20 protein-coding genes are annotated in these 26291 nt (G+C 74.2%); 10 read left to right on the top strand and 10 right to left on the bottom strand.

Annotated features, from left to right (window positions below):
• Positions 1–8: 8 nt before the first annotated feature.
• Positions 9–290 carry a DUF333 domain-containing protein gene (locus BLW78_RS13595; RefSeq protein ID WP_091680235.1) on the top strand — a complete coding sequence of 94 codons (282 nt, stop codon included), beginning with the start codon at positions 9–11 and terminating at the stop codon, positions 288–290.
• 147 nt (positions 291–437) lie between these two features.
• On the top strand, positions 438–1994 hold the full coding sequence (locus tag BLW78_RS13590; RefSeq protein ID WP_091680234.1) for a serine hydrolase: 1557 nt from the start codon (positions 438–440) through the stop codon (positions 1992–1994).
• 9 nt (positions 1995–2003) lie between these two features.
• Here the strand turns inward: BLW78_RS13590 and BLW78_RS13585 are convergent, their stop codons facing one another.
• Positions 2004–2999 (bottom strand): NUDIX hydrolase, encoded by a 996-nt coding sequence (locus tag BLW78_RS13585; protein ID WP_020092332.1) that lies wholly within the window; start codon positions 2997–2999, stop codon positions 2004–2006.
• A 217-nt stretch (positions 3000–3216) separates the two neighbouring features.
• On the opposite strand from BLW78_RS13585, the gene thiE reads away from it, so the two are divergent.
• From thiE to BLW78_RS13570, 3 genes are all read left to right on the top strand, one after another.
• Positions 3217–3945: a thiamine phosphate synthase gene (gene thiE, locus BLW78_RS13580; RefSeq protein ID WP_091680232.1), complete on the top strand. Its 729-nt coding sequence runs from the start codon at positions 3217–3219 to the stop codon at positions 3943–3945.
• Positions 3942–4757: a bifunctional hydroxymethylpyrimidine kinase/phosphomethylpyrimidine kinase gene (gene thiD / locus BLW78_RS13575; protein ID WP_091680230.1), complete on the top strand. Its 816-nt coding sequence runs from the start codon at positions 3942–3944 to the stop codon at positions 4755–4757. The genes thiE and thiD overlap by 4 nt, the downstream gene beginning before the upstream one ends.
• A gap of 136 nt (positions 4758–4893) precedes the next feature.
• Positions 4894–5520, top strand: coding sequence for a helix-turn-helix domain-containing protein (locus tag BLW78_RS13570; protein ID WP_020092335.1), 627 nt, complete (start codon positions 4894–4896; stop codon positions 5518–5520).
• Here BLW78_RS13570 and BLW78_RS13565 read toward each other — a convergent pair.
• The 6 genes from BLW78_RS13565 to BLW78_RS13540 all read right to left on the bottom strand — a co-directional run bounded on the left by BLW78_RS13565 (position 5495) and on the right by BLW78_RS13540 (position 11862).
• A complete protein-coding gene (locus BLW78_RS13565) occupies positions 5495–6514 on the bottom strand; it encodes a helix-turn-helix domain-containing protein (RefSeq protein WP_091680229.1) in 1020 nt (339 codons plus the stop codon). The genes BLW78_RS13570 and BLW78_RS13565 overlap by 26 nt on opposite strands.
• 244 nt (positions 6515–6758) lie before the next feature.
• The gene (locus tag BLW78_RS13560; RefSeq protein ID WP_020092337.1) at positions 6759–7337 is read right to left on the bottom strand and encodes an ABC-type transport auxiliary lipoprotein family protein; all 579 of its coding nucleotides are present in this window, start codon (positions 7335–7337) and stop codon (positions 6759–6761) included.
• Between the two features lie 121 nt (positions 7338–7458).
• A complete protein-coding gene (locus BLW78_RS13555; RefSeq protein WP_020092338.1) occupies positions 7459–8541 on the bottom strand; it encodes an MlaD family protein in 1083 nt (360 codons plus the stop codon).
• Positions 8542–8663: 122 nt separating this feature from the next.
• Positions 8664–9473 carry an ABC transporter ATP-binding protein gene (locus BLW78_RS13550; RefSeq protein ID WP_170855151.1) on the bottom strand — a complete coding sequence of 270 codons (810 nt, stop codon included), beginning with the start codon at positions 9471–9473 and terminating at the stop codon, positions 8664–8666.
• Positions 9474–9483: 10 nt separating this feature from the next.
• Positions 9484–10638, bottom strand: a complete 1155-nt coding sequence (locus BLW78_RS13545) for an ABC transporter permease (RefSeq protein ID WP_056532696.1) — start codon at positions 10636–10638, stop codon at positions 9484–9486.
• 48 nt (positions 10639–10686) lie between these two features.
• Positions 10687–11862, bottom strand: coding sequence for an MFS transporter (locus BLW78_RS13540; protein ID WP_091680227.1), 1176 nt, complete (start codon positions 11860–11862; stop codon positions 10687–10689).
• A gap of 145 nt (positions 11863–12007) precedes the next feature.
• On the opposite strand from BLW78_RS13540, the gene BLW78_RS13535 reads away from it, so the two are divergent.
• Together BLW78_RS13535 and BLW78_RS13530 are read left to right on the top strand one after the other, a co-directional pair.
• Positions 12008–13318 carry a hypothetical protein gene (locus tag BLW78_RS13535; RefSeq protein ID WP_091680226.1) on the top strand — a complete coding sequence of 437 codons (1311 nt, stop codon included), beginning with the start codon at positions 12008–12010 and terminating at the stop codon, positions 13316–13318.
• A 103-nt stretch (positions 13319–13421) separates the two neighbouring features.
• A complete protein-coding gene (locus BLW78_RS13530; RefSeq protein ID WP_020092343.1) occupies positions 13422–13862 on the top strand; it encodes a DUF1489 family protein in 441 nt (146 codons plus the stop codon).
• A gap of 71 nt (positions 13863–13933) precedes the next feature.
• Here the strand turns inward: BLW78_RS13530 and BLW78_RS13525 are convergent, their stop codons facing one another.
• Positions 13934–21139: an apolipoprotein A-IV repeat region-like domain-containing protein gene (locus BLW78_RS13525; RefSeq protein WP_091680224.1), complete on the bottom strand. Its 7206-nt coding sequence runs from the start codon at positions 21137–21139 to the stop codon at positions 13934–13936.
• 288 nt (positions 21140–21427) lie between these two features.
• Between BLW78_RS13525 and BLW78_RS13520 the strand changes: the two genes are divergently transcribed.
• Together BLW78_RS13520 and BLW78_RS13515 are read left to right on the top strand one after the other, a co-directional pair.
• Positions 21428–21748 carry an Hpt domain-containing protein gene (locus BLW78_RS13520; RefSeq protein WP_091680223.1) on the top strand — a complete coding sequence of 107 codons (321 nt, stop codon included), beginning with the start codon at positions 21428–21430 and terminating at the stop codon, positions 21746–21748.
• A gap of 133 nt (positions 21749–21881) precedes the next feature.
• Positions 21882–22202 (top strand): 2Fe-2S iron-sulfur cluster-binding protein, encoded by a 321-nt coding sequence (locus BLW78_RS13515; protein ID WP_020092346.1) that lies wholly within the window; start codon positions 21882–21884, stop codon positions 22200–22202.
• 169 nt (positions 22203–22371) lie between these two features.
• Here BLW78_RS13515 and BLW78_RS13510 read toward each other — a convergent pair whose 3' ends face one another.
• On the bottom strand, positions 22372–23547 hold the full coding sequence (locus BLW78_RS13510; RefSeq protein ID WP_091680221.1) for a vWA domain-containing protein: 1176 nt from the start codon (positions 23545–23547) through the stop codon (positions 22372–22374).
• A gap of 335 nt (positions 23548–23882) precedes the next feature.
• Here BLW78_RS13510 and BLW78_RS13505 point away from each other — a divergent pair, with 335 nt between their 5' ends.
• Positions 23883–24290, top strand: coding sequence for a hypothetical protein (locus tag BLW78_RS13505; RefSeq protein WP_020092348.1), 408 nt, complete (start codon positions 23883–23885; stop codon positions 24288–24290).
• A gap of 62 nt (positions 24291–24352) precedes the next feature.
• Here the strand turns inward: BLW78_RS13505 and BLW78_RS13500 are convergent, their stop codons facing one another.
• Positions 24353–26197 carry a cation:proton antiporter domain-containing protein gene (locus BLW78_RS13500; RefSeq protein ID WP_091680219.1) on the bottom strand — a complete coding sequence of 615 codons (1845 nt, stop codon included), beginning with the start codon at positions 26195–26197 and terminating at the stop codon, positions 24353–24355.
• Between the last annotated feature and the right edge of the window lie 94 nt (positions 26198–26291).

Below are 26291 nucleotides of genomic sequence, written 5' to 3'. Positions count from 1 at the left end.
GGCGGCCCATGACGCGCATGATCGGACCGTGGAGGGCGCCCGCCGCGTGGCCTGTCCGCGCGCTCGCGGTCTGCGCCGCCCTTGCCGGATCGGCGCCGGCCCGCGCGCTGGAGAATCCGGCCTCGGCCTTCTGCGCGACGATGGGCGGGCAGACGATCCTCGCGAAGCTGCCCGATGGCGGCACGATCGGGCTCTGCGCCCTTCCGGGGCGGAAGATCGTCGAGGAATGGACGCTGTACCGGATGCTCCGCGGCGTGAAGCCGGCACCCGGCGCCGACCCGTTCCGCTAGCCCGGCCCGGTTCCCGAACAGTCTTCGTCCGTGTCCGTCGGGCCGGCCCGCGCATTCGCGGCGCGGCCCGGGGCGGCGCGATTGATTTCGCCGGCCCGACGATGCCACTCTCGAGGTCCGAGCTCTCTCAGGCGGGATCGACGACTCATGCAGCGGGCCCGATCGCGCCGGCGCCTCGTCGGCGCGTGCCTCGCCCTCGGCCTGATCGCGGCCGGGCCCGGAGCCGGATCCGCCGGGACGCTGACGCGGGCGCAGGTCGAGGCGCAGCTGCCGGCGCTGGAGGCGCTGGCGCGGCGGGCCGTCGACGGGGGCGCGGTGCCGGGCCTCGCGGTCGCGGTCGTCCTCGGCGACGAGACGCTCCTCCTGAAGGGATACGGCCTCAGGCAGGCCGGGAAGCCCGAGCCGGTCGGCCCCGACACGGTCTTCCAGATCGCCTCCCTGTCCAAGCCCGTCACCGCGACGATCGTGGCCGCCCTGGTCGGCGACGGGGTGGTCGACTGGGATTCGCGCGTCGCGGATCTCGATCCCGCCTTCCAGCTGCACGAGCCCTACCCGACCGCGCAGGTCACGGTGCGCGACTTCCTCAACCATCGCAGCGGCCTGCCGGGGACCGCCGGCGACGATCTGGAGGCGATCGGCTTCGGCCGCGACGCGATCCTGCACCGGCTGCGCCTCGCGCCGCCCGCCTCCAGCTTCCGCGCCGGCTACGCCTACAGCAACTTCGGCTTCACCGAGGGCGCGGTCGCCGCCGCGAAGCCGACCGCCCAGCCCTGGGAGGCGGTGGCCCGGGACCGGCTGTTCCGGCCGCTCGGGATGACCGCTACCGGCACGACCCACGCGGATTTCCTCAGCCGGGCCGACCGCGCGGCGCTCCACGTCCGGGCCGGCGGCGTCTGGACCGCCAAGATCGAGCGCGATCCCGACGCGCAGGCACCGGCCGGCGGCGTCAGCAGCGATGTCCGCGACCTCTCCCGATGGCTGCGGCTCGTGATCGGCAAGGGCCGCTTCGAGGGCGCGCAGCGCGTCGCGGCCCCGGCCCTGGCGCAGACGCACGTCCCGCTCATGGCCCGCGGCCGCAACCCCGTGACCGGCGGCGCGTCCTTCTACGGCCTCGGCTGGAACGTCGAGTACGGCCGCCACGGCCTCGTCTGGGGCCACGCCGGCGCCTTCAGCGTCGGCGCGCAGACGCTCGTCTCGATCCATCCGGAGGCCGGTCTCGGGATCCTCGTCCTGACCAACGCCTTCCCGTCCGGCGTGCCGGAGGGGCTGGCCGACAGCTTCGCCGACCTCGTCTTCGACGGCCGCGTCGACCGGGACTGGGTGACGGCCTGGGGCGCCGCCTACGAGAACCTGTTCGCGCCCGGTATCGCCGCCGACAATGCGGCCTACGGCACGCCGCCGGCGCCGCCCGCCGCGCCCCTGGCGCTCTCGGCCTATGCCGGGCGCTACGCCAACGCCTATGTCGGCGAGGCCGTCGTGGTGGAGGCGGACGGCGCCCTGACGCTGACGGTCGGCCCCGCGGGGGCGCGCCGCTACAGCCTCCGGCACTTCGACCGCGACCTCTTCCTCAGCTTCCCGGACGCCGAGGCGCCCGACCGCCCCTCCGCCGTCCGCTTCGCCATCGGCAGCGACGGCCGGGCCGCCGCCGTGACGGTGGACGCGCTCGACGCGAGCGGGCTCGGCACCCTGCCGCGGCGAGACTGACCGCCGCCGTCACCCCGCCCGCCGCGACGGCAGCCGCAGGCCCGGGGCCGGGCGCTCCAGCAGCACCTCCCGGCGGAAGCGCACCAACCGCGCCGGCCGGCCGGCGGCGCCGCTGGTCACGCTCTCGGTCTCCTCCACCAGCCCCTGCTGGGCCACGAGGCGCCGGAAGTTCTGCTTGTGCAGCTGCGTCCCCGACAGGGCCTCCACGGTCTTCTGCAGCTGCAGCAGGGTGAATTCCGGTGGCATCAGCTCGAACACCACCGGGCGGTACTTGATCTTGCCCCGGAGCCGGCCGATCGCGGTCGCGAGCACCCGCCGGTGGTCGAACGCCATGGGGACGCCGGTCGGGTCGTTCGGCAGGGCCGGGCCGGGATTGCCCCGCGCCTCCGGGATCAGCCCGGCCTCGAACAGCAGCTCGTAGCGCTCTAGGACGCGCTCCTCGTTCCACGTGCCGCCGTTCATGCCGAAGGTCAGGCCGAGGCGGTCGAGGCGGCGGGTCCGGGTGGCACAGTCCGCGGGCTCGGACGCCCATTCGGCGAGCCGCGCCTCGATGGCGTCGAGCTGGCGCGGGCGCCCCTGCCGGAAATCCTCGTAGGGCAGGTAGCGGTACCAGTTCTGCCACGCGGCCTCGGCGAGCCCCGCCGGCCGTTCCTCGCGGACGAGCGCCAGATAGGCCACCGAGAGGGAGTGCACCCCCGACAGGGTCGCCGTGCCGGAGCGGTCGCGGTCGCCGAAGGTGTAGAGCTGCTCCACGTAGCCGAGGCGCTGGTGCGTCTGCCGCTCCACCCAGGCGCGCAGGCCCCGCTCCAGCGTGGCGTGCTCGGGGACGAGGGGGCCGGCCGGCAGGCCGTCGCCGCGGCCGGGCGCCTGGTCGGGGACCCGGATGGTCAGGGCGCGCGGCTCCCCCTTGGTCGCGGCGACGATCACCGCGACGAGGCCTACGGAGGAGCGCTCCGGCGGGGCCTGCCCCCCGCGCGCGTCCGTCTGCGCCGCGGCACCCGTCATCGTTCCTCGACCGTCCGTCCCCCGGGATGCGCCGTAGCGGATCCCACCTATAGGGGGACAGGATCGCCGCGCGTCAACGCCGCCGTATGACGGAGCGGGGGGGCCCGTCGACGCACCGCTGTCCACCCGCCGCTTGCCAACGCCGCGAGCCCTGCCCAAACAGGGGTCCGGGTAGGCCGGCACCGGACCGGCCGAGGCGGACCGAGCGACGACAGCGATGCCAGCGAGCGCGACTTCCCCCGCAGATTCCCCCTCGACCCCGACCGGCAGCCGGGCCGTCGACCTGCGGCTCTACGGGCTCCTCGATGTCGGCGTCTGCGGCGCCGACGGGGCGCGGCTGGCGGAGCTCGGCGCCGAGGCGGTGACGGGGGGCTGCACCCTGCTCCAGTACCGCGAGAAGGACATCGCCGATGCCCGCGCCGCCCTGGCGCGGATCCGGGCGATCCTGGCGGCGGTGGGCGGCCGCGTCCCGGTCCTCGTCAACGACCGCGTCGACCTCGCCCTCGCGGCCGGAGCCGACGGGGTGCATCTCGGCCAGGGCGACCTCCACCCGGCCGACGCCCGCCGGCTGCTGGGGGAGGGCGCGATCATCGGCCTCACCCTGAAGAAGCCCGCCCAGGCCGACGAATTGTACCGGCTGCCCGTCGACTACGCCTGCATCGGCGGCGTGTTCGCCACCACCAGCAAGGACAATCCCGACTCGCCGGTGGGCCTCGACGGCTTCGCCAGCATCGCCTTCCGCGCCCGCCTCGCCCGCGGAGCCGGCCTGCCGCTCGGCGCCATCGCGGGGATCGGGCTCGACAACGCCGCCGCGGTGGTCGCCGCGGGGGCGGACGGCGTCGCGGTGATCACCGCGCTGTTCGGCGCGGAGTCGGTGCGCCAGCGCGCCCGCGACCTGCGCGCGCGGATCGACGGCGCCCTGGCGGAGCGGGCCGGCGCCCGATGAGCGGCCCCGCGCCCATCGCGGTCACGATCGCGGGCTCGGATTCCGGCGGCGGCGCCGGCATCCAGGCGGACCTCAAGACCTTCTCGGCGCTGGGCGTCTACGGCGCCAGCGTGATCACGGCGCTGACCGCGCAGAACACGGCGGGGGTCCAGGGCATCCACGACGTGCCGGCGGAGTTCGTCGCCCGGCAGATCGACAGCGTGTTCTCCGACCTCGCCGTGAGGGCCGTGAAGATCGGCATGCTGTCGCAGACCGCGGTGATCGCGGCGGTCGCCGAGGGCCTCGCCCGGCACGCCGGGTCGATCCCGGTCGTCCTCGACCCGGTGATGGTCGCCACCAGCGGCGACCGGCTGATCACCGACGACGCCGTGGCGACGCTCCGCGAGCGGCTGCTCCCGCGGGCCGACCTGATCACCCCCAACCTGCCGGAGGCGGCGGTGCTCCTCGGCGAGCCCGTCGCCGCGGACGCGGCGGCGATCGTGGCCCAGGCGCGGCGGCTGGTCGCCCTCGGCGCCCGGGCGGTGCTGATCAAGGGCGGCCACGGCGCGGGGCGCGAGAGCATCGACCACCTCGTCACGGCGGACGGCACCCTGCGGACCCTGTCGGCGCCGCGGATCGCGACGCGCAACACCCACGGCACCGGCTGCACCCTCTCGGCGGCGGTGGCGGCGGGCCTCGCCCAGGGCCTGGCCCTGCCGGAGGCGGTGGCGGAGGCCAAGGCCTACCTCACGGCCGCCCTCGCGGCGGCGGACAGCCTCGCGGTCGGGACGGGGCACGGGCCGGTCCACCACTTCCACGCCGTCTGGACTTAGAGGCCGATCCGGCCGCCGCTTTCCGGTGCGCACGCCGCCGCGCACGCCGCCCGCCGCCTTGCAACCGGGCGTCGATTGCGTTTGAAGAAGCGTACGATCGTTCGGATAATGGAACGGTGCAGGCGGATCGGGGACGATGCAGGATCAGGCGGAACGGCCCGACCGGGCGCGCGGGCGCGACCTGCTGACCGGCGCGCAGGTGCTCTCCGGCCAGCTCGGCAAGACCATCCAGCGGCTGCGCAAGGCCTACAACCTGTCGCTCTCGGAACTCGCCGAGCAGTCCGGCGTGGCCAAGTCGATCATCAGCCAGATCGAGCGCAACGAGACCAACCCGACGCTGGCGACGATCTGGCGCCTGTCCCAGGCCCTCGACGTGTCGATCGAGCGGGTGTTGGCGGCCGGCGACGAGGAACCGTTCATCGAGAAGACCTCCCGGGCCGACACGCCGATCCTCGTCTCCGAGGACGGGAAGGTGCGGCTGGCGATCATCGGCTGGCTCAAGACGATCGAGTGGCTGCAATGGTACGAGGTCACGGCCGACCCGGGCGGCGTCCTCGACTCGGACCCGCACCAGCGCGGCTCGGTGGAGTCGCTCTCGGTCACCGAGGGGGCGTTCGAGGTCGAGATCGGCGGCGTCGTGCAGCGGGCGCGGGCCGGCGAGACCCTGCGCTACCGCTGCGACCGGCCCCACCTCGTGCGCTGCACGGACGGTCCGGCCCGGGCCACCATGGTGGTGATCATGAAGGCCGCCGTGATGGAGTGAGGCGGCCCGGTCGGCCCTCCGGCCCACCCTCGGCGCCCCGCGCGAGGGCGCGCACGCGGTAGTCGCGGGGGCTCAGGCCGTAGCGCTCCTTGAAGCGGCGGGAGAAGTGGGACTGGCTGAGGAAGCCGCAGCCATACGCCAAGGTCCCCAGCGGCATGTGGAGGCAGCCCGGATCGGCCAAGCGCTTGGCGGCCGCCTCGAGCCTGCGGTGCCAGATCCAGTCGGAGATGTGCCGGTCCTGCGCGCGGAACAAGGCCTGCAGCCGGCGCAGGGACACGCCGGCCGCGGCCGCGAGCCGGGGCGGGTCCAGGGTCGGATCGTGGAGATGGGCCTCGAGATAGGCCCGGGCGCGCTGCACCACGACGCTGTCCTGGACGGGCCGCTGCGCCTCCCGCGCGAGCCGCTCCGCGAGGCTGGCGACGATGAGGTCGAGCCCCGTGGAGACCATGCTCTCGGCCACCTGGGGCGTCAGCTGGTCGCCCAGGCTGAGCAGGTTGCCCAGGAACGACCGGGTCAGGGTCGCGGTCGGCAGATCGCCGCCGACAGTCACGCCGGCGAACAGGCGTGCGGAGCCCAGAGCCCCCTCCAGCCGCTCCCGCGGGATCCCGATGGCCAGCACCTCGCTGTAGCCGCTGTGCTCGATCGTCCAGGGTGTATTCGTATCCCGGATCGAGAAGTCGCCGACCCGATCCGTGCTCGACCGATCGTACTGATCCGCGCGGACCTGTCCCGAGAGCACGATGCTCATGAACAGGTGGTCGGTCTTGTGGTTTTCATGGCGAAGCGTGCGCGGCGTCGTGGCCGCCCGCAGGTTGCGCAGCGCGAATTTCGTGAAGACCAGACCGCCGATACTGGCCCCCTCGATCGTCGCGTGAAAGGGCTCGTCGTTGAGACAAGTCTGCGCCATCGGAACCAGGCGATCTTCGCAGACATCTCGCCAAAGGCGAAACCTGTCCTTCTCCAATACACCTTCAGTTGAGAACAGAGTCTGCATCGCGGCAGCCGTATGACCGCGATTGCTGCGAACCGCAACCGCGCCCCGTCCACGCACGCCGCCGCGGGACACGGATTGATCGGCAGGAAATCCCGCGCGCCCACGATGGACCGTCGGGCCCGTCCCATCACCCGTGGCGCCTGTCGGGCCGTGGAGCGGATCCGCACGGCTGGCATTCGGAGGACGTTCCGTCGCGAGCGCCCCGCCCCGGCGGGGGCGTCGGCGCGGCCCGGCCGTGGGGCCGTCAGCGCCCGCTGTTCACCCAGCGCACCACGTCGGCCAGCACGATGCTCAGCGCCTGATCGAGGGCGCGGGCGCCGCTGCCGGCATCGATCTTGGACACCGGCACGCGGGCCGTGAAGATCCGCGCCGCCGCAACCCTGCCGGTGCCGTCGGCCACGAGCTTCAGCGACAGGTCGACCACCGCCTCGCCGGTCCCGGACTGCACGTCGAAGGCGCGGATCTCGCTGATCAGCTGGTAGTCGGCCACGACCTTGTCGCCGGGCCGGCTCACCGAGCGGAGCCGCCCGGAATTCTCCAGGCTCTGGATGAGCCGCGTCTGGATCAGGCGCGGCAGCCGGTCGGCCCACTGGCCGCCGCCCAGGAACGACAGGGCGCCGCCGTTCTCGCGGACGATGATCCGGTCGGCCTCGAAGGGCTGGATGCTCACCGGCTCCGAGACCGCGATCGAGCGGCCGGCCGCGATCGGCCGCCCCGCGGCCGGCAGCGCCGCGAGGTCGAAGGTGAGGGGCGCCGCGCCGCCGCAGCCGCCCAGGAGGGCGGCGAGCAGCGCGGCGGCGGCGATGTGGGACGAGCGGACCATACGCATGACCTGAAGGACCCCGCCGGCGAACGGCGGAGCTGTATAAGCTATGCGGTTAAAACTAATCCGCTGCGGCATCCGTGCCGTGCGCCGGGACACATCCGCCCGGCGACGCGGCATTTCACCGGCCACCGTTGTATTCAGGCAACGAAGGCTTGCCGCCGAAGATCACCTGGCTCGGGTCGCGCTCCAGGCTGCGCACGGTGCGGTTGAGGGTGCTCAGCGTCCGCTGCCCGTCGCCCGACAGGGCCTCGACCTCCCGGCGGCCGGTGCCGCTCAGCCGGCCGAAATTGGCCGAGATGCTGGCGGTGCGCTTGTCGAGGTTCTCCGACATGGTCCGGAACGCCTTGCCGGCGTCGCGCACCGAGATCGCCGCCGCGCGGATCTCCGTGAAGGTGCTGGAGCCCTCCTGGCCGGAGGCCGAGCCCAGGAAGCTCTGGGCGCCGTTCAGCACCGCGTCGATCTTGTCGGCCGAGGCGCTGAGCTTGCCGGCGAGCAGCCGGGCGTCGTGCAGGCCGGCCTCGATGTCGGGGCTGGCCTTGGACAGGGCGGCCGAGAAGCGGTCGGCGTTGTCGATCACCCGGCCGAGCTTGGCCCCGTCCACGGCCTTGACCAGCGCCGAGATGTTCGGGCCGGCATCGGCCAGCGTCTTCGAGAAGGTCTCGACGTTGGTCAGCGACCGGTTGATCGCCCCCTCGTTGGCGGAGACCAGCCGGTCGAGGCGGGCCAGCATGTCGTCGGCCCGCTGCGCCACCTGGCGCGCCAGCGCCATCATGTCCTGCATGTCGGAGGAATCGGCGAAGATCGTCGGCGGCTCGCCGTTGGCCATCGGGGTCAGCACCGGCGCGTCGGCGTTGCCGCCCGACAGGGAGATCACCGAGACGCCGGTGAGCATCGCCGAGTCGAGGCGGGCGCGGGTGTCGGCCCGGAGCGGGGTCGCGGGATCGACCTTGATCGTGGCGAGCACCCGGCGGGGATCCTGCGGGGCGAGGCGGATGTCGGTGACCTCGCCGACCTTGATGCCGTTGAAGTTCACGCTCGAGCCGCGCGACAAGCCCCCGACCGAGCCGGAGAAGACGATGCGGACGAGCTGGCTGACCTGCCGCGAGGAGCCGCCGGAGAGCCACAGCACGGTGCCGAAGCCCGCCAGGATGACGGCGATCGTGAAGGCCCCGATCAGGGCGTAGTTCGCGCGGGTTTCCATGCGCTCAACCTGCGGTTCTGGCCGGCGGAGATCCGGCCGGGCCTGGAGCCCCGGCTCCCGGAGGGGAGCAGGGCGGGATCTGGGTGGGACGGCGGCGATCGGGCATCGGGTCAGGCACGGGATCAGGCATGGGCCGAGGCGCCCCCCGTCGCGATGGTCCGGGCGCGCTTGCCGTGGAAGTACGAGCGCAGCCAGGGATGGTCGCTCGCCAGCATCTCGTCGATCGTGCCGGCGGCGATGATCTGGCCGTCGCCGAGCGCCGCGATGCGGTCGCAGGCGGTGTAGAGGCTGTCGAGATCGTGGGTGACCATGAACACGGTCAGCCCCAGCGTCTCCTTGAGGGTCGAGACGAGGTCGTCGAACTCGCCCGCGCCGATCGGGTCGAGGCCCGAGGTCGGCTCGTCGAGGAACAGGATCTCGGGATCGAGCGCCAGGGAGCGGGCGAGCGCCGCGCGCTTGATCATGCCGCCCGACAGTTCCGAGGGCAGCTTGTCGGCGGCGTCGGGCTTCAGGCCGACCATCTCGATCTTGAGCCGGGCGAACTCGTCGAGCAGGCGCTCGGACAGGTTCAGGTGCTCGCGCATCGGCACCTGGATGTTCTGCTTGACGGTGAGCGCCGAGAACAGGGCGCCCTGCTGGAACAGCACGCCCCAGCGCTGCTCCATCCGGCGCCTTTCCGCGTAGGTGAGTTCGTCGACGTCGCGGCCGAACACCTCGATGGTCCCGGCCCGCTTCGGGTTGAGGCCCAGGATCGTCCGGGTGAGCACCGACTTGCCCTGGCCCGAGGGCCCGACGAAGCCCAGGATCTCGCCGGCGCGGATGTCGAGGCTCAGGCCCTTCAGGATGTTGCGGTCGCGGAAGCCGACCACGAGGTCGCGCACGCGGATGATCGGGGCGGGGCCATGCGGCGAGGCGGTCATCGGGGCATCCATCGCGGCGGCCTCAGAAATCGATCGCGGCGAAGAACACCGCGAACAGGCCGTCGAGGACGATGACCATGAAGATGGACTTCACCACCGACGCGGTGACGTGACGGCCGAGCGATTCCGCGGAGCCCTCGACCGCGAAGCCCTCGATCGTGGCGATCACCCCGATCGTCAGCGCCATGAACGGCGCCTTGATCAGGCCGACCATGACGTGGTGGACGCCCACCGCCGCCTGGAGCCGGACGAGGAACTGGTCGAGGGTCAGGCCGCCGTAGAGCATCGCGGTGAGGCCGCCGCCCGCGAGCGCCGCGAGGTCGCCGATCAGCGTCAGCATCGGCAGGCCGATCATCAGCGCGAGCACCCGGGGCACGATCAGGATCTCGACGGGGTCGAGGCCCATGACCCGGAGCGCGTCGACCTCCTCGCGCATGCGCATGGAGCCGATCTCGGCGGTGATCGCCGAGCCGGAGCGGCCGGCGACCATGATCGAGGTGAGCAGCACGCCCATCTCGCGCAGGATCAGGAGGCCGATCAGGTTGACCACGAAGGTCTGGGCGCCGAAGCGCTGGAGCTGGAAGATGCCCTGCTGGGCGACGATGCCGCCCACGAGGAACGAGATCAGCACGATGATCGGCGTGCCGTTGAGCGCCACCTGCTGGATCTGGTTGATCAGGGCGTTGCCGCGGAACGTGCCGGGCCGCAGGGCGACGCGCCCGCAGGCGGCGATCAGCTCGCCCAGGAACGCGAGGGCGGTGACGAACTCGCGGCCGCCCTGCACGGTCCGGCGCCCGGTGGCGTCGAGCAGGCCGACGACCGGGCCGTGCCGCCGCGGCGGCGGCGCGTCCGGCTCGCGCAGCCGGACCTCGCCCAGCAGGGTGCGGTGCTCCGGGCGGGCGCCGAGATAGGTGAGGGCGCTGCCCGCCTGCTCGATCTCGGCGCGGGTCCGCTCCAGGACCCAGGCGCCGAGCGTGTCGAGGCGCTCGATCCCCGACAGGTCGACCGCCACCGGCCCGGCGCGGCCGGCCGCCGCGATGCGCGCGGCCGCGGCCTCGACGGTCGGGGCCTGGTCGGCGGTCCAGCGGCCGTCGAGCGCCAGGCGGCCGTCGGCCGACCGGTCCCGCAGCGCGGCGCCGGCCAAGGCGCCGGGAACAGTGCCCTCGCTCAGCAACACCCATACTCCTCGATCGAGGCACCACCCTGCCCGGCGGTTATGACGACATTACGGTTGACGATCCGTCTCCAACCTCACCCCCCGCGCGCGGCGGGACGCCAGGGCGAGGCCCAGGCCCGCGGCGGCGAGCGGCGCCATCAGCAGGAAGGCGAGGGGGCCGCCGGCCCGGTAGGCGACGCCGCTCCCCAAGGTCGCGACCACCGAGATCCCGGCATTGACCGCGCTGAGCGTGCCCTGCGCCCGGCCCCGCGCGCCGTCGGGGGCGTAGGCCGAGACCGCCGCCATGGCGCCGAGCTGGGTCGCCCCGAAGGTCAGGCCGTGGAGGCACTGGAGGGGCACCAGCGCGGCGAGATGGTCGCCGAGGAGGTACATGCCGATCGCCCGCAGGATCGCCGCGACGGCTCCGGCGCCGAGGAGCCGCACCGGGCCGCGCCAGGCGGCGGGCAGGGCGGGGAGGCCGGCGAACAGGGCGATCTCGGCCAGGACGCCGATCGCCCAGAGCGCGCCGACCCAGGTCGGCGGGATGCCCTGGCCGGTCCAGTAGATGCTGCCGAACCCGTAGATCGCCCCGTGGCTCGCCTGGATCGCGGCCGCCGCGCCGATGCACAGCCAGAGCCGCCGCGGCAGCCGCGTCCGGCCGTCGCCCGCCGCCGACGGCGGCAGGGCCGCCACCGTGCGGCTGTGCCACGCCACCAGACCCGCGCCGAGGGCGAGGCCGGTCAGGAGCAGCGGCACGGCGAGCCGGCCGCCGAGCGCCGTCAGCAGCAGCCCGCCCGCGAGGTTCGCCAGCAGGAACGCGATGGAGCCCGCCATCCGGATCCGCGCGTAGGTCAGGCGGGCGTCTTGGCGCACGGCCGCGAGCGTCAGGTAGTCGATGCAGGGCACGAGCGGCGCGCCGGCGACCGCGTTGAGCACGATCAGCCCGGCCAGCAGCGGCCACCCGATCCCGGCCGCGGCGGGCATCAGCGCGTAGGTCAGGCTCAGGGCGAGGCTGCCGAGCAGGATCAGCCGCCGGGGCCCGAGGCCGCGGTCGAGGAGGCTCATCAGCGGCGCCGTGGCGGCGATCCGCGTGGCGATCGGCAGGGCGAGGAGGAGACCGATCACCCGGGCATCGAGCCCCAGGGCGTCGAGCCACAGGGGCATGAACGGCATCGCGATGCCGATCTCGGTGAACACCACGGCGTAGAGCAGCGACAGGCGCGCCGGGCCGGACGGGCGGGGCAAGGCGGGTCTCGACGAGCGGGTTGAGCAGGGAGGCGGGACCGGGAAGGCGTCCGTAAGCGCCCGTTAAAGGCCCTCTGTCAAATTCGCCGCGATTGGCGCGCATCGGGGCCGCCGCCGCGCCCGCATTCAGCGTCCAGAGAGGCCCATGTTCGGTTCCGTCAACCCGAGCGCGCACGCTTCGGCCGAGTACGAGGCGATCGAGGCGACGATCAGCGCCAGCGAGCGCGGCCGCTGGTTCCTCGCCGAGTACGCCCGGCGCAACCGGGGCGCCGAGACCGAGGTGCTGCTCGGGGCGATCGCGCGGCTGGAGCGGAGCGTCACCGCCGACCGCGGGCAGGAGGCCTTCGGGCACCTGCGCGGCAATCTCCTCGACATGGCCGACGCGATCAGCCGGACCAAGGGCGAGATCGCGGCGCTCAACACCCCGAACGGCGACGAGACCCGGCTGACGCAGGCGTCCCTCGCCCTCGACGCCATCGTGCGCGAGACCGAGCAGGCCACCTCCGACATCCTCAGCGCCGCCGAGTCGATCCAGGAGGCGGCCTGGACCCTGCGCGAGCACGGGGCCGACGCGCAGGCCTGCGACGCCCTCGACCGCCACGCGACCGCGATCTACACCGCCTGCTCCTTCCAGGACCTGACCGCGCAGCGCACCGCCCGGATCGTCTACACCCTGCGCTACCTGGAGGACCGGGTCTCCGCGATGATCGCCATCTGGGGCGAGGACGCGGTCCGGGTGCCGCCCCACCGGGGCGCGCGGCCGGCCGGCGAGCCGGCCGATCTGAACCAGAGCGACATCGACCGCTACATCGCCATGGACGTGCCGGCCGTCACGGTGGCGGCCCTCGTGGCCCGCCCCGGCAGCCCGGCGCTGCACGAGGATCTGGTGTTCCTGCCGGTCCAGGCGGAGGCCCGGGCGCCGGAGGCCGAGCCGGAGGCCGAGCCGGAGACAGCGGTCGCGGCCGAAGCGCCGGCCGCGCCGGAGCCGGTGGCGGAGGCCGAGCCGGACGCCGTGTCCGAGCCGGCGGGAGCGGCCGCGCTGGCATTCGCCCCGGAGCCGGACCTCGCCGCGCCGGGGGACGGGTCGGAGGCCGCACCCGCAGCCGACTTGGAGGCCGGCTTGGAGGCCGGCTTGGAGGCCGGCTTGGAGGCCGATCTGGAAGCGGACTGGGCGGTCGATCTCGAGGCCGCCCCGGAGCCGGAGCCGGCTCCGGAGGTCGCCTCCCTTCCCGTCGCCGATCCGTCCGCCGCGGACGCGCCGGAGCCCGCCACCGCGAGCGAGGAGGCGTTCGAGGCGGACGTCGAGGAGGACGTCGCGCGGGACATGGTCGACCTCACCTGGGGCGAGACCGTCGCGGCGGCGCCCGAGCCGGCAATGCCGCCGGAGGAGCCGGCCCTGAGCTTCGCCGAGATCGACGCGCTGACGCCGGAGCAGCGGCTCGCGCTCTTCGCCTGACGGGTCCGGCCCGGCGCCGGCGCTCCGGCGCAGTTCGACAGGCGCGCGCCGGCGCGGACCCTGCTATCAGGGGCGCCCCCGGCACCCCCGAGCACGCGCATCCGTGGCCCTGCACCTGATCAAGCTCTGCGTCGGCCCCGCCACCATCGCCGACCTCGAGGCCCGGCAGGCCCGCTTCCGCGCGGAGGCGCTCCGGGACGGACGGCAAGCGGCCCCGTTCCACGTCACCCGCACCCTGCCCAAGCGCCACCGGGAGATCACCGGTCAGGGCTCGATCTACTGGGTGATCCGCGGGACGCTGTCCTGCCGGCAGGCGATCACCGCGATCGAGCCGCTCACCGACGCGGACGGCATCCCGCGCTGCCGGCTGGTCTTCGATCCCCGGCTTGTCCCGGTGGCGCCCCGGCCCTACCGGCCGTTCCAGGGCTGGCGCTATCTCACGGCCAGCGACGCGCCGGCCGATCTCGGGGCCGAGGCCTCGGGAGACCTCGCCGAGATGCCCGAGGCCCTGCGGCGCGAGCTGGTCGGCCTCGGCCTGCTCTGAGCGCGGGGCGGGTCTCGTCGCCCCCGGTCAGGCCCCCGCCGGCGCCGCGAGCGGCCCCGGTGGGATCGGTCCTAAGCCCCGTCGAAGCGCCCGCTGGCATGGGCCAGCATGGTGTAGACCTTGCCGGTCTCCGAAGTCAGGTAGGCGTCGGTGCGCTTGGCGTCGCTGTCGTTCTTGACCACGTCGCCGAGCAGGCGCTCGAACTCGCTGACGTAGCGGTCGACGCTGCGGCGGAACTCCGCATCGGTCCTGTAGCGGCGCTGGATCTCCGCGAAGGTGGCCCGACCCTGCGGCGTGTAGATCCGCGGGTCGAACAGGTTCGGCTCGCCCCGGCGGTACCGCTCCCACAAGTCGACCGCGGTCCGGTGCTCGATCATCTTGGCGATGTCGGTCGAGATCGTGTCGAGGGCGATCCGCCCGGTCTCGGCGGCCGCCACCGCGGGGCGGCGGGCCGCCGGCGCGGGCGCCGGGGCGGCGGCCGGCGCGTCGGCCGCCGGCTCCTCGTCGTCGTCCAGCGAGGCGCGGGTCAGCAGGTCGGACAGCCAGCCGCGCTTGTCGCCGGCCTGCGCCGGGCGGGCGGTCGCGGAGGGCCGCGGCGCCTCGATCTTGGCCGTGGCGGGCCGCGGCGCCGCCGCGGGCGCCGGCAGGGCCGGAGCCGCGGGGGCCGCCGTCGGCATCGCCGGTGCGACCGGGGCCGCGGCGGACGGCGCCGCCGCGACGGCGCGGCCGCCGCTCTCCGCGACCCGGCGCTGGGGCTGCGCCTGCGGCTGGGCGACGTCGACCGAGCGGCCGGAGCGGGAGACCAGGGACGACAGCTCGTTGAGGGCCTTGATCTGGTCCGCCACCACCCGGCGCATCTCGCCGGTGGCGTCCTGCGTCTCGCGCGGCAGCTCGAGGACGCCCTTGGCGAGCTCGGCGCGGGTCGCGTCGAGTTCGCCGCGGATCGAGCCCGCCATCTCGCGCAGGGCCGAGAAGGAGTCGCCGAAGCTGGCCTGGGCCTCCTGGAAACCGCTGCGCATCTCGCGGGCCGCCTCCTCGATGACCTGCCGGACGCCCTGGGCGGCCTTCTCGCCCTCGGCGCTGGCGCTGTCCTTCAGGTCGGCGAAGGCGCTCGTCACCGAGGCCCCGGCGCCCTGGGCCGACTGGGCCAGGGACTCGCCGACGCTGCGGGCGCGCTCCTCGGCGGCGCGCAGGGTCTGCTCGATGGTCTGGGCCAGGGCGGTGCCGTTCTGCTCCAGGGCGGCGGCCCGGGCCTCGAACGCGGCCAGCGCCTCGGTCAGCTTGGTCTCGCGGCCCGACAGGGCCGAGTCGAGGCGCTCCTCGATGGCCGCCAGGGAGGCCGCGGCCCGGTCGAGGGCCGCCACGTGCGCGGCGGTCTGCTCGCCGAGGGAGCGGCCGCGGCCGTCGAGGGTCTCGGCGAGGCGCGAGGCCTCGCTGAGCGCCCCGTCGGCGGCGCCGCGCAGGGCCTCGACCTGGGCCGAGACGCCGGCGCTGGCTCGGCCGGTCTCGGCGGCGATGCGCTCCAGCGCCCCCTGGACCTGCTCGATCCGGCCGGCGAGACCCTGCTCGATCGCGCCGAGATTGGTGTCGGCGCCGGCCACGAGGTCGGTCAGCGCCGTGTTGGCGGCCTCGATCCGCTGCAGCAGCGCGCCGAGCTCGCGGCCCATCCGGTCGTTGGTCTCGAACAACTCCGAGAGGGTGCGGCCCGCGCCGTCCTCGACGGCGGCGCGCAGCAGCTCGGCCGAGGCCCGCGACTGCACGGCCAGCTCCTCGGTCCGCTCCCGCAGGCTCTCGGCGAGCGGCATTCCGGTCTCGGCGAGCGTCCGCTCGATCGCCTCGGCCCGGTCCGACAGGGCCCGCGACAGGTCCATCATCGGCCCGTCGATGGCGCCGCGCAGGCGCTCGACATGGCCCTCCAGGCTGTCGCCGACGGCGCGGCCGCTGCCCTCGACGCTGGCGAGCAGCGCGCCGCCGCGCTCCTCGATGGCGCGCACCAGGGTCTCGGCGCTCTCGGCGAGGCGGCGGGACAGGGCCTCGCCGCGGGCGTCGACCAGGGCACCGAGCGCCGTGGCGCGGCGCTCGAACCCGGCCCCGAGGGCCTCGGTGCGGGCGTCGATCAGGCCGGCGAGCGCGGCCTCGCGGCGGCTGAGCGTCTCGGCCAGGGCCGCGTTGTGGGCCTCGACCTGCTCGGCATGGGCGCGGGCCCGCTCGTCGAGGGCGGCGACCAGGGACGCCGTGCGCTCGTCCATGAGGCCCGCGAAGGCCTCGTGGCGGTCGTCGAAGGCGGTGGCCAGGGTGTCGGCGCGCTGCGCCACCAGGGTCGCGAACAGCCGCATGCGGCTGTCGATGCGCTGCGTGAAGGCGTCGGCGCGGGCGTCGACGCCGCGGGCCAGGGCCTCGCTCTGCGCCTCGACGGCCTGCGCCAGGGCCGCGGTGCGGCCCTCGACCACGCCGTCCAGCTCCCGCAGCCGGGCATCGAAGGTCTCCACGAGGGCGCCGGTGCGGCCCTCGACCGCGCCGTCCAGGGCGCGCAGGCGGGCGTCGAAGGTCTCGACCAGGGCGCCGGTCCGGCCCTCGACGGCACCGTCGAGGGCGCGCAGGCGGGCGTCGAACACCTCCACCAGGGCGCCGGTCCGGCCCTCGGCGGCCGCCACCAGGGCCTGGCCGCGGTCCTCCAGCAGGCCCTCGATCGCGGCGCGCGCCTGCTCGAAGGTCGCCCGCAGGGTCTCGACGCGCGCGTCGACCCGCTCGGAGACGTCGCGGCCGGTGCCCTCGACCAGGGCGCCGAGGCGGTTCTGCACCCGGTCGAACAGGGTCTGCAGCTCGCCGGTCCGCTCCTTGAGGGTCTCGGCGAGGCGGTTCTCGCGCTCCTCGAGGAGGCCGGCGATCGCCGGGTTCACGCCCTCGATCGTGGTCTGGAGCGCCTGGGTGCGGTGCTCGATCGTGCCGGCGATCTGGCGGCCGCGGGAGTCCACGAGGCGGTCGATCTCGCCCTGCGCCCGCTCGAACAGGCCCTGGAGGTCGGACAGGCGGGTATCCAGCAGGTCCGCCATCTGTGCGGGCGCCGCGTCGAGGGTCGTGCGCAGGCCCTCGGTCCGGGCCGCGATGGCGTCGGCGACCTCCTGGCCGCGCCCGTCCACGAGGTCGCGCAGGCCGGCCTGGGCCTCCTCGAACAGGGTGCGCAGGGCCTGGGCCCGGGCAGTGAGGGTGTCGGCGAGGCGGGTGCCGCGGCCGTCGACCAGGCTCTCGAGGTGGCCGAGCCGCTCGTCGAACAGGCTGCCGAGCTGGCGGGTGCGGTCGTCCAGGGCGCCGGTGGCGGAGCCGAACGCGCCCTCCAGGGCGGCGACCATCGCCTGCCCGCGGCCGTCCAGCGCCTCGTGGATCGGGCCCATCCGGCCGTCCAGGGTGGCGGCCAGGGTGCCGGCATGGTCGTCCAGCAGGACGCGGATCTGGTTGGTGCGGTCGTCCAGCAGGGTGTGGACCGAGCGGACGCCCTCGTCGAGGAGGCCGCTGATGTCGGCCGTGCGGCTCGACAGGGTGTGGCCCAGGCGGCCCTCGCCGGCATCGAGCATCCGCTCGGCGTCCGCGATGGTCTGCTGGAGCTTGGCGAGCACGCTCTCGCCGCGCTGGTCGATGAGCTCGGCCAGCGAGGTGCCGCCGCGGTCGAGCAGGCGGGCGAGCTCGGTGATCCGGCCGCCGATCGCCCCGAACACGGCGCGGCCCTTCTCGTCGAGCTCGCCCGACATGGCGGCGATGCGCTCGTCGATCAGGCGGCCGATGAGGTCGGCGCGCTCCGCGAAGGCCGCGTGCACGGCCTCGGTGCGGGCCGCCAGCGCCGCGTCGGCGTTCTCGGTGCGCTCGTCCACCAGGCGGATCATCGAATCCGCGCGGTTCGCCAGCGCGGCCTCGAGGCCGCGGGTGGCCTCCTCGATGGTGCCGGTGAGGGCGCGGACGCGCTCGGCCATGGCGCCGTCGAGGCCGCCGGTCCGGTCGGCGATCATCGCCACGAGGTCGCGGGTCCGGCCGGCCAGCTCCTCGTCCACCGCCCGGGTGCGCGCCTCGATCAGGCGGATCGCCTCGAAGGCCTGCACGCCGAAGCTCTCGTCCACGAGGCGGGCGCGCTGGTCCAGGGTCTCGGCGATCGCCTGCAGGCGGCCGATGACGCCGGTGTCGAAATGGCCGGCGCTCTCCTCGATCCGCCGGGCGATCTCGCCCGTGTGGCGGGCGATGTCCTGGCCGAGCCCGGAGGTGCGGCCCTCCAGCATCTCCATCAGGCCGCGATGGCCCTCGGCCATGACGCGGGCCATCTCGTCGGTCCGGGCGCGCAGCGCGTCGTCCACGGCGTTCGCGCGGCTGCCGAGATGGTCGTCGATCTGGCCGACCAGCGCCGCCACGGCGGCCGCGACGGCGGCGGCCCGCTCGGCCGATCGCGTCTCCAGGCCGCCGAGATGGGTCTCGATCAGGCTGCCGGCCTCGCGGGCCCGGGTGGCGATCGTCTCGGCGACGGCCTCGCCCTTGCCGGTGAGGAGGCGGTCCATCTCCTCCAGCCGGGCGCCGACGGTCTCGCCCAGCGCGGCGGTGTCGCGGTTGATCCGGTCGGCCAGGATGTCGCCGCGGGCGATGGTCTCCTGCAGGGCGGCGAGGCGGTTGCCGAGCGTCTCGTCGATCGCCCGGACCCGGCCGTCGGCGGTCTCGGCGAAGCTCGCGCCGGTCTGGCTGAGGGTGTCGGCGATGCGGGCGCCCTGGCTCGCCACGGCGAGCACGATGTCGCGGCCGGTGCCGCTGATCCGGGCCTGGGTCTCGTCGGCGTGGCCGGCGAGCAGCTCGGCGACGCTCCGGCCGTGCTCGCCGAAGGCCGCCTCCATCTCGCCGATCCGGGCGGCGAGGTCGGCCGAGATCGCGCGGGCGGCCTCGGCGAGGCTGCCGGTGGCGTCGCCGGTCCGGGCGGCGAGCTCGCGGTTGAGATCGTCCAGGGCGGCGCGGACCGCCGCGACGGCGTCCGTGCCGCGGGCGCCGAGCTCGGTGCCGGCCCGGTCGGCGGCGTCGCGGAACCGGGCGGTGAGGATCGCGGTCTCGGCCTCGACCGCGCCGGTGACCTCGCCGGAGGCGTTGCGCAGGGTGTCCAGCGCCGCGGCGAGCCGGGCGGCGGCGTCCCGCGTCTGCGTCTCGGCGGCCTGGCTCGCCTGATCGGCGGCGGCCCGCAGCGCGGCGGCCGCCTCCTCGGTCCGCGCCGACAGGGCGGCGGCGGAATCCGCGACCCGGCGCTCGAACACCCGCACGGCCTCGAGGGTCCGGGCCTCGACCGCGCCGGTGGCGTCCTCGGCCGTGCCGCGCAGGGCATCGGTGGCCGCCTCGGCCCCGCGCCGGAGCGCCGCGACCGCCTCGGCCGTGCGGCCGTCGATCTCGCCCGACAGGCCCTCGACGGTACCCCGCAGCGACTGGACCGCGGAGGAGGCCCCCGTCTCGAAGCCCCGGCCCAGGGCCGCGAAGGCGGCCTCGAGGTTGGCCGCGACCGTCTCGGTCCGGTGCGCGATGCTGCCGCCGGCCTGCTCGGCCGCCGCCGCGACCCGGTGCTCCAGGTCCGCGGCCCGGACCGTCACGGTCTCGTCGAGGCGCGCCGCGATGCCGTCCATCCGCTCGGCGAGGGCGCCCCCGCGCTCCGACAGGGCCTCGGCGATCCGCTCGGCGGTGCCGACGAGGTCGTCGCGCACGGCGCCCGCGCGGGCCGCCAGGGTCTCGCCGGCGCCGCTGGCGGCGAGCGCCAGGGCGGCCTGGGCGTCGCGCCCGCGGCCCTCGATCGTCTCGGCGACCGACAGGCCGGCGCTCTCGATCTCGGCGCGCAGCGCGAGGCCGCGGCCGGCGATGTCCTGGGTCAGGGCCGAACCGGTCTCGGCGAAGCGGGCGGTGATCTCGGCGCCCATGGCGCCGAAGCGCTCGGTCAGCTCCGAGCCGCGCGACAGGAAGGCGGATTCGAGCCCCGTCACGGAGCGCTCGAAGGTCTCGCGCACCGTGCCGGCCTGGCGCTCCAGCGCGTCGCTCACGCGGCTGCCGGTCTCCTCCAGGGTCCGGGTGAGGGCGCCGGCATTCTCCGACAGGCGCTCGGCCAGGGCGGTCCCGGCAGCCTGGAAGGCGCCGGTCGCCGTGCCGGCGCGGTCCTCGAAGCTGCGGGTCAGGGTCTCGCCGACCTCCTGGAAGCTGCCGCGCACCTCCTGGCTGGTGGCCGCCAGCGTGTCGATCAGGTCGCTGCCGCGGGCGGTCATCAGGTTGACCACCCGGTCGCCGGCCTCGCCCAGGGAGGCGGTGATCGCGGCGCCGCGGGTCTCCAGCGCGCCGGTCACGCGCTCGCCCGCGCCGGTCACCGCGGAGACGATCCGGTCGGAGGCGCCCTCCAGGTCCTGGCTCAGGCTCTGGTGCGACCCGGTGATGGCGCTGCGCACCCGCTCGGCGTTGGTGACGATCGCCTCGCGCTGGGCGACCAGCTCGTCCACGAGAGAGCGGATCCGGATCTCGTTGTCGGAATAGGCCCGCTCCAGGGTGGCGATCTCGCCGCGCACCAGGGTCTCCAGCTCGCCGGCCCGGGCGAGCGCCCGCTCGACGCCGTCGCCCACCGCCGCCACCTCGCGGCGCACGGTCTGCGACATGGTCAGGACCGCGTCGGTGGAGAAGCTCTCGGGCTCGGCCAGGCGCACCGCGACCTCGCCGACCGCGCGGGCGACGAGGCGCATCTCCTGGGCGCGGACCGCCAGCATGGCGGCGATCACGAACAGCACGACCGGGCCGAACAGGGCCGCGGCGCCGACGCTCGCCTGGAGGGCGGAGAGGCTCGACAGGACGGCGCGCAGGTCGCCGTCGGATTTCGACCACGCGATCAGCACCAGGGCGCCGATCCAGACCGCGCCGGCCGCGAGGGCGAGCAGGTAGGGCTTGGGCGAGGAGCGCACCCGCAGGGTCTGCTGCAGGATGCCGATGTTGCGCCGGTCGTCGTTGGCCACGAGCGAGCGGTCGGGGGGCAGGAGGCCGCCCTCGCGGCGGGGGCGGTCCAGGCCCGGCGGCGGCAGGTCGGAGGCGAGCGGCGGGTCGAGGTCGAGGCGCGGCGGCATGGTCCGGCCGGCGTCGAGACCGCCGTCGCGCAGCGGGTCGGCGTCACCGACATCGGGCAGGCGCGGCTCGGCGCGACCGTCGGTGCCGTTCGGCGTCAGGGCGTCGAGGTTCAGCGCCTGCTCGATCGCAGAGAGCGCGGCCTCGGCCGGGTCCTTCAGCTTCTTCTCGGTCGCCATACAACGCCTCGTTACACGGGTTCACCGGCGCCTGGAGAGGCTTGAGCCGGAGACGCAACGCCCCGTTTACCATTACAAGACTAAACTCGGGCAGCGACTGCCGATACCCGAGCCCTCGACCGGCCCCAGAAAAGGTTAACCGAATGGTTACCGGGCCCGTCGCTCGCCGCCTCCACCATCCTGCCGCAGGGGAGGGGTCTGGCGCGATCCCCACCCGGCGAATCAGGGGGTGAATTGTGTGGATCAGATCCGCAATCCCCGACGAATCCGGATGCCGGGAGCCCGAACATGCAGGCCATCGACCCCGCGGAACTCGAGGCCCAGACCGGCGGCGACGCCGACCTGGCCCGTGAGGTCCTGGAGCTGTTCGCCGGCCAGTGCCGCTCGATCCTGCCGCGCCTCGCCGACCCGGCCCTGCCGCGGGCGCAGCGCGCCGACCTCGCCCACACCCTGAAGGGCTCGGCCGCGGGCGTCGGGGCGATCCACGTGCGGGCGCTCGCGGACGCCGCGGAGACGCGCCTGCGCGCCGGCGCCGGGGCGGTGCCGGTCGACGACCTCGCGGCCGCGGTCGCGCGGGCGCTGGCGGAGATCGCGGAGGCGCGCGCCTGACGGTGTCGCCCAATGCGGCGATCGATCCGGGACCGGTGTCTAATGCCGCGCTTGCATTCCGCGTTTCCAGCCGCCAAGCAGGCACGCCGCCCGTCGGACAGATTGCGCTCGACGCGAGCCCGGAGCCCCCAGCATGCCCAAGATCACCTACGTCGACCACGCCGGGACGGAACGGACCGTCGAAGGCAGCGTCGGCGCGACCGTGATGGAGACGGCTATGCGCAACAACGTCCCGGGCATCGACGCGGAGTGCGGCGGCGCCTGCGCCTGCGCCACCTGCCACGTCTACGTGGCCGACGCCTGGATCGACACGGTCGGCAAGGCGCAGGACATGGAGCAGGACATGCTGGATTTCGCCAGCGACGTCCGCGAGAACTCCCGCCTCTCCTGCCAGATCAAGATCACGCCGGCGATGGACGGCCTCGTGGTGACGACACCGTCCCAGCAGGGCTGAGACGGAAACCGTCTCGGTCGCGCGATCCCCGCCCGTCCTCGCGAGCGCAGCGAAGCGACCCAGGGTGGCGCGACGTCCGCGTATGCGGCGCTGCTGGATCGCTTCGCTGCGCTCGCGAGGACGGCATCGCCTCCGGTCGCGTCGCGCTGTGAGGCCGTAAAGGCACCTGTCATCGCACCAGCGCCCGCGCCGCCGCGTCGAGCCCCTCCAGGGTGAGGGGGAACATCCGGCCGGCGACCAGCCGCTGCATCATGCCGATCGACTGGGTGTAGCCCCAGTGCGTCTCGGGCACCGGGTTCAGCCACGCCGCCTTCGGGAAATGGTCGAGGAGCCGCTGCATCCAGGTGGCGCCCGCCTCCTCGTTCCAGTGCTCCACGGAGCCGCCGGGCGTCGCGATCTCGTAGGGGCTCATCGAGGCGTCGCCCACGAAGACGAGCCGGTAGTCGCTGCCGTAGGTGCGGATCACGTCGAGGAGCGGCGTCTTGGCCTCGTGGCGCCGCCGGTTCTCGGTCCAGACCGCCTCGTAGGGGCAGTTGTGGAAGTAGTAGTGCGCGAAGTGCTTGAACTCCGAGCGCGCCGCCGAGAACAGCGCCTCCGCCTGCTCGATGTGCCAGTCCATCGAGCCGCCGACGTCCAGGAACAGCAGCACCTTCACGGCGTTGCGCCGCTCCGGCCGCAGCTTCACGTCGATGTAGCCCTGGCGGGCGCTCGCGCGGATCGTGCCGTCGAGGTCGAGCTCCTCCGCCGCGCCGGTCCGGGCGAAGCGGCGCAGGCGCCGCAGCGCCAGGCGCATGTTGCGCGCGCCGATCTCCCGGTCGTCGTCGAGGTCCTTGAACTCGCGTTTGTCCCAGACCTTCACCGCCCGGAAGTTGCGGTTGCCGTCCTGGCCGATGCGGATCCCCTCGGGATTGTAGCCGTAGGCGCCGAAGGGCGAGGTGCCGCCGGTCCCGATCCATTTCGAGCCGCCCTGGTGGCGCCCCTTCTGCTCGGCGAGGCGCTCCTTCAGGGTCTCGAACAGCTTGTCCCAGCCGAGCGCCTTCAGCTCCGCCCTCTCGGCCTCGGTCAGGTACTTCTCGGCGAGCTTCCTGAGCCATTCCTCCGGGATCGCGGCGGGCTCGACCGCCTCGCCCAGGGTCTCCAGCCCCTTGAACACCGTGCCGAACACCCGGTCGAACCGGTCGAGATGCGCCTCGTCCTTCACCAGCGCGGTGCGCGACAGGAAATAGAACGCCTCGACGTCATGCTCCGCGAGGCCCCGGTCCAGGGCGCCGAGCAGGGTCAGGTACTCCTTCAGGGAGACGGGGACCTTGGCGTCCCGGAGGGCCGTGAAGAACTGCAGCAGCATGCCGGGAGAACGCGCCAGCCGGGCGTCCGGGTCAAGCCCGCGCGAATCGGTCGGCGCGCCGCCGAGCGTGGCAGGACCTTTCCGAAGGACTTCCGAGTCTTCGCCGATGGTCGACAAGATTCAGCCCCGTCGGCAGCGCCGATTCCGGCGCCCAAACGAGTCTCTCCGACCCGATGGGACTCATAACCTGGGCATAAGTCGTCGAATCTGTTGATATGTGACCGGACAAGCCTCGCCCAGTCACTCAATCGGTCATGGGAATCGCTCAACTCGGGACATCGAGTGTGTGCGGACGCGGCAGCGCGGCCGACACGGAGCTAGCGAGGAGACCTGCGATGGCGGTCATCCTGCGGAATCTGACGGAATTCAAGCGGTTTCTCGGGAAGCCGGGGGCGACGATTCAGCTGGTGCGCAACACCTTCATGGACCGCCAGCCGGAGGCGACCCGGGACGCCTACCGCGACAAGGGCATGTACGCCCCGCGGGCGGTGCAGGCCCTGTCGCGCAAGGCCGCGGTCTTCACCCTGCGGGGCTATCCCGGGACGGTCTGGCTCTACTGGGACAAGGGCGCCCGCGGCTGGCGCTTCTCCGGCGACACCGTGACGGTGCCCCTGGTCACCGGCCTCGGGCCGGCGGACGAGCTGGTCTACCGGTGCAGCTTCGCCGACGGGTTCGAGCCGGCGCCGCGCAGCCGCGCGGCGCGGCGGGCCAAGCACGAGGACGCGCACCCGGTCCTGATCTGAGCGGGGCCCCCGGGACCTCCGCTCGGATCTCCCGCCTCAGGCCGCCCCCTCAGGCCGCCCCCTCAGGCCTCCTGGCCGGCCGCCTCTTGGCGCTCGGGCTCCCGCTTGACCGGGGCCTTGCCCAGCGCCTTCCCGACGGTCCGGCGGGCCCGGAAGATCGGCTTCGACTCGCCCTCGCGCTTCTTCAGCAGGGCGCGGTACTCGTCCCGCCGCTCGTGGATCGACGCGATCACCAGCCCCATCGGCACGCCGACATCGACCAGCACGGCCTCCGACAGCTGCAGCGAGGCCTCGATCGTCTCCGGCACCGCGTCGTCGACGCCGAGCTCGTAGAGCGAGGAGGCGTGGCGGGCGTCGCGGGCCCGGGCCACGATGGTCAGGTCCGGCCGCTCGGCGCGGGCCGCCGCCACCGCCGCCTCGACGGCGCGGGGATTGTCGAGGGTGACGACCAGCGCCCGGGCCGTGGCGATGTCGCAGCGGCGCAGCATCTCGGTGTTGCCGCTGTCGCCGAAATAGACCGGCGCCCCGGCGCGGCGCTGCTCGGCCACCCGCGCGGCGTCGGAATCGAGGGCGATGTACGGGATCTTGTGCCGCTCCAGCATCTCGCCGACCTGCCGGCCGACGCGGCCGAACCCCGCGACGATCACCCGGTTCCCCACGCGCTCCGGCACCGGCTCCGCCTTGGCGGTGGCCTGGGCGCTGGCGGTCGCCCGCAGCTTGAGCCGGCGGCCGACGGCGGCGAGCGCCGGGATCATGATCATCGTGACCGTGGTCACCACGAGGGCCGCCGCGCCGACCTCCTCCGGCACCAGGCCGGTGGCCATGGCGCCGCCGATCAGCACGTAGGCGAACTCGCCGCCCGGGCCGAGGAGGAGCGCCGTCTCCAGCGCCACCGGCCGGGGGATCTTCAGCACGGGGGCCGCCATCATCACCACGGCGGCCTTGATCAGGACCAGCGCCAGCGACAGGCCGATGATCGCCCCCGGCGTCGCCATCAGCTGCGCCGGGTCGAGGTTCATGCCCACCGAGACGAAGAACACGCCGAGCAGCAGGCCCTTGAACGGGTCGATCGTCGCCTCGATGGCCCGGCGGTACTCGGTCTCGGCCAGCAGCAGGCCGGCCACGAAGGCGCCGAGCGTCATCGACAGGCCGCTCGCCGCCGCGGTCAGCGCCGTGCCGACGATGACCAGCAGGCAGGCGGCCATGAACAGCTCGGTGGAGCGCGTGCGCGCCACGAGTTGGAACAGCGGGCGCAGGGCGAGGCGGCCCGCCACCACGATCAGGGCCAGCGCGACGGCGGCTTGGCCCAGCGCCAGGGCGAGGGCCCAGCCCTTGTCGCCGCCGTCGTCGCGGCCGAGCACCGCGATCGCGAACAGGGCCGGGGCCACCGCTAGGTCCTGGAACAGCAGCACCGCGAAGCTCGTGCGCCCGGTCGGCGCGTTCAGCCGCTTCTGCTCGGCGAGGACCGGCAGGACCACCGCGGTCGACGACAGCGCGAGGCCGATGCCGACGATCACCGCGCCGGTGAGCGGCACGTTGAGCCCGTAGAGGATCGCGCCGAGGATCAGCGCGGAGCAGCCCACCTGCAGGGAGCCGAGGCCGAAGACCAGCCGGCGCAGCACCCGCAGGCGCTCCCACGACAGCTCGATCCCGATCATGAACATCAGGAAGATCACGCCGAACTCGGCGAGGTGCGAGATCTCGGCCCGGTTGCCGATGGTGAAGAGGTGCACGGAGGGATAGGTGTCGGCCAGCCGGCCGAGGCCGAAGGGTCCGAGCAGGGCCCCGGCACCGATGAAGCCGAGCACCGGCGAGATCCGCAGGCGGTGGAACAGCGGCACCACGATGCCCGCTGTGACGAGAAACAGGATCGCTTCCTTGTAGGAGCCGGCGTGGACCTCTGGCATCGGCGGCGGATCGAACCTCGTCTCTCGGGGGTGGGGAGCGCCGCTCACGGCCGCGCGATCATGGGTCGGCGGCGCCCCCGGGGCAACCGGGTTC

Origin of the sequence: Methylobacterium sp. 275MFSha3.1 (assembly GCF_900108435.1) — a bacterium.
In the GTDB taxonomy this organism is placed as follows: Bacteria; Pseudomonadota; Alphaproteobacteria; order Rhizobiales; family Beijerinckiaceae; genus Methylobacterium.
Note: the sequence above shows the minus strand (reverse complement) of the source record. Positions and strands in the feature narration are given on the sequence as shown.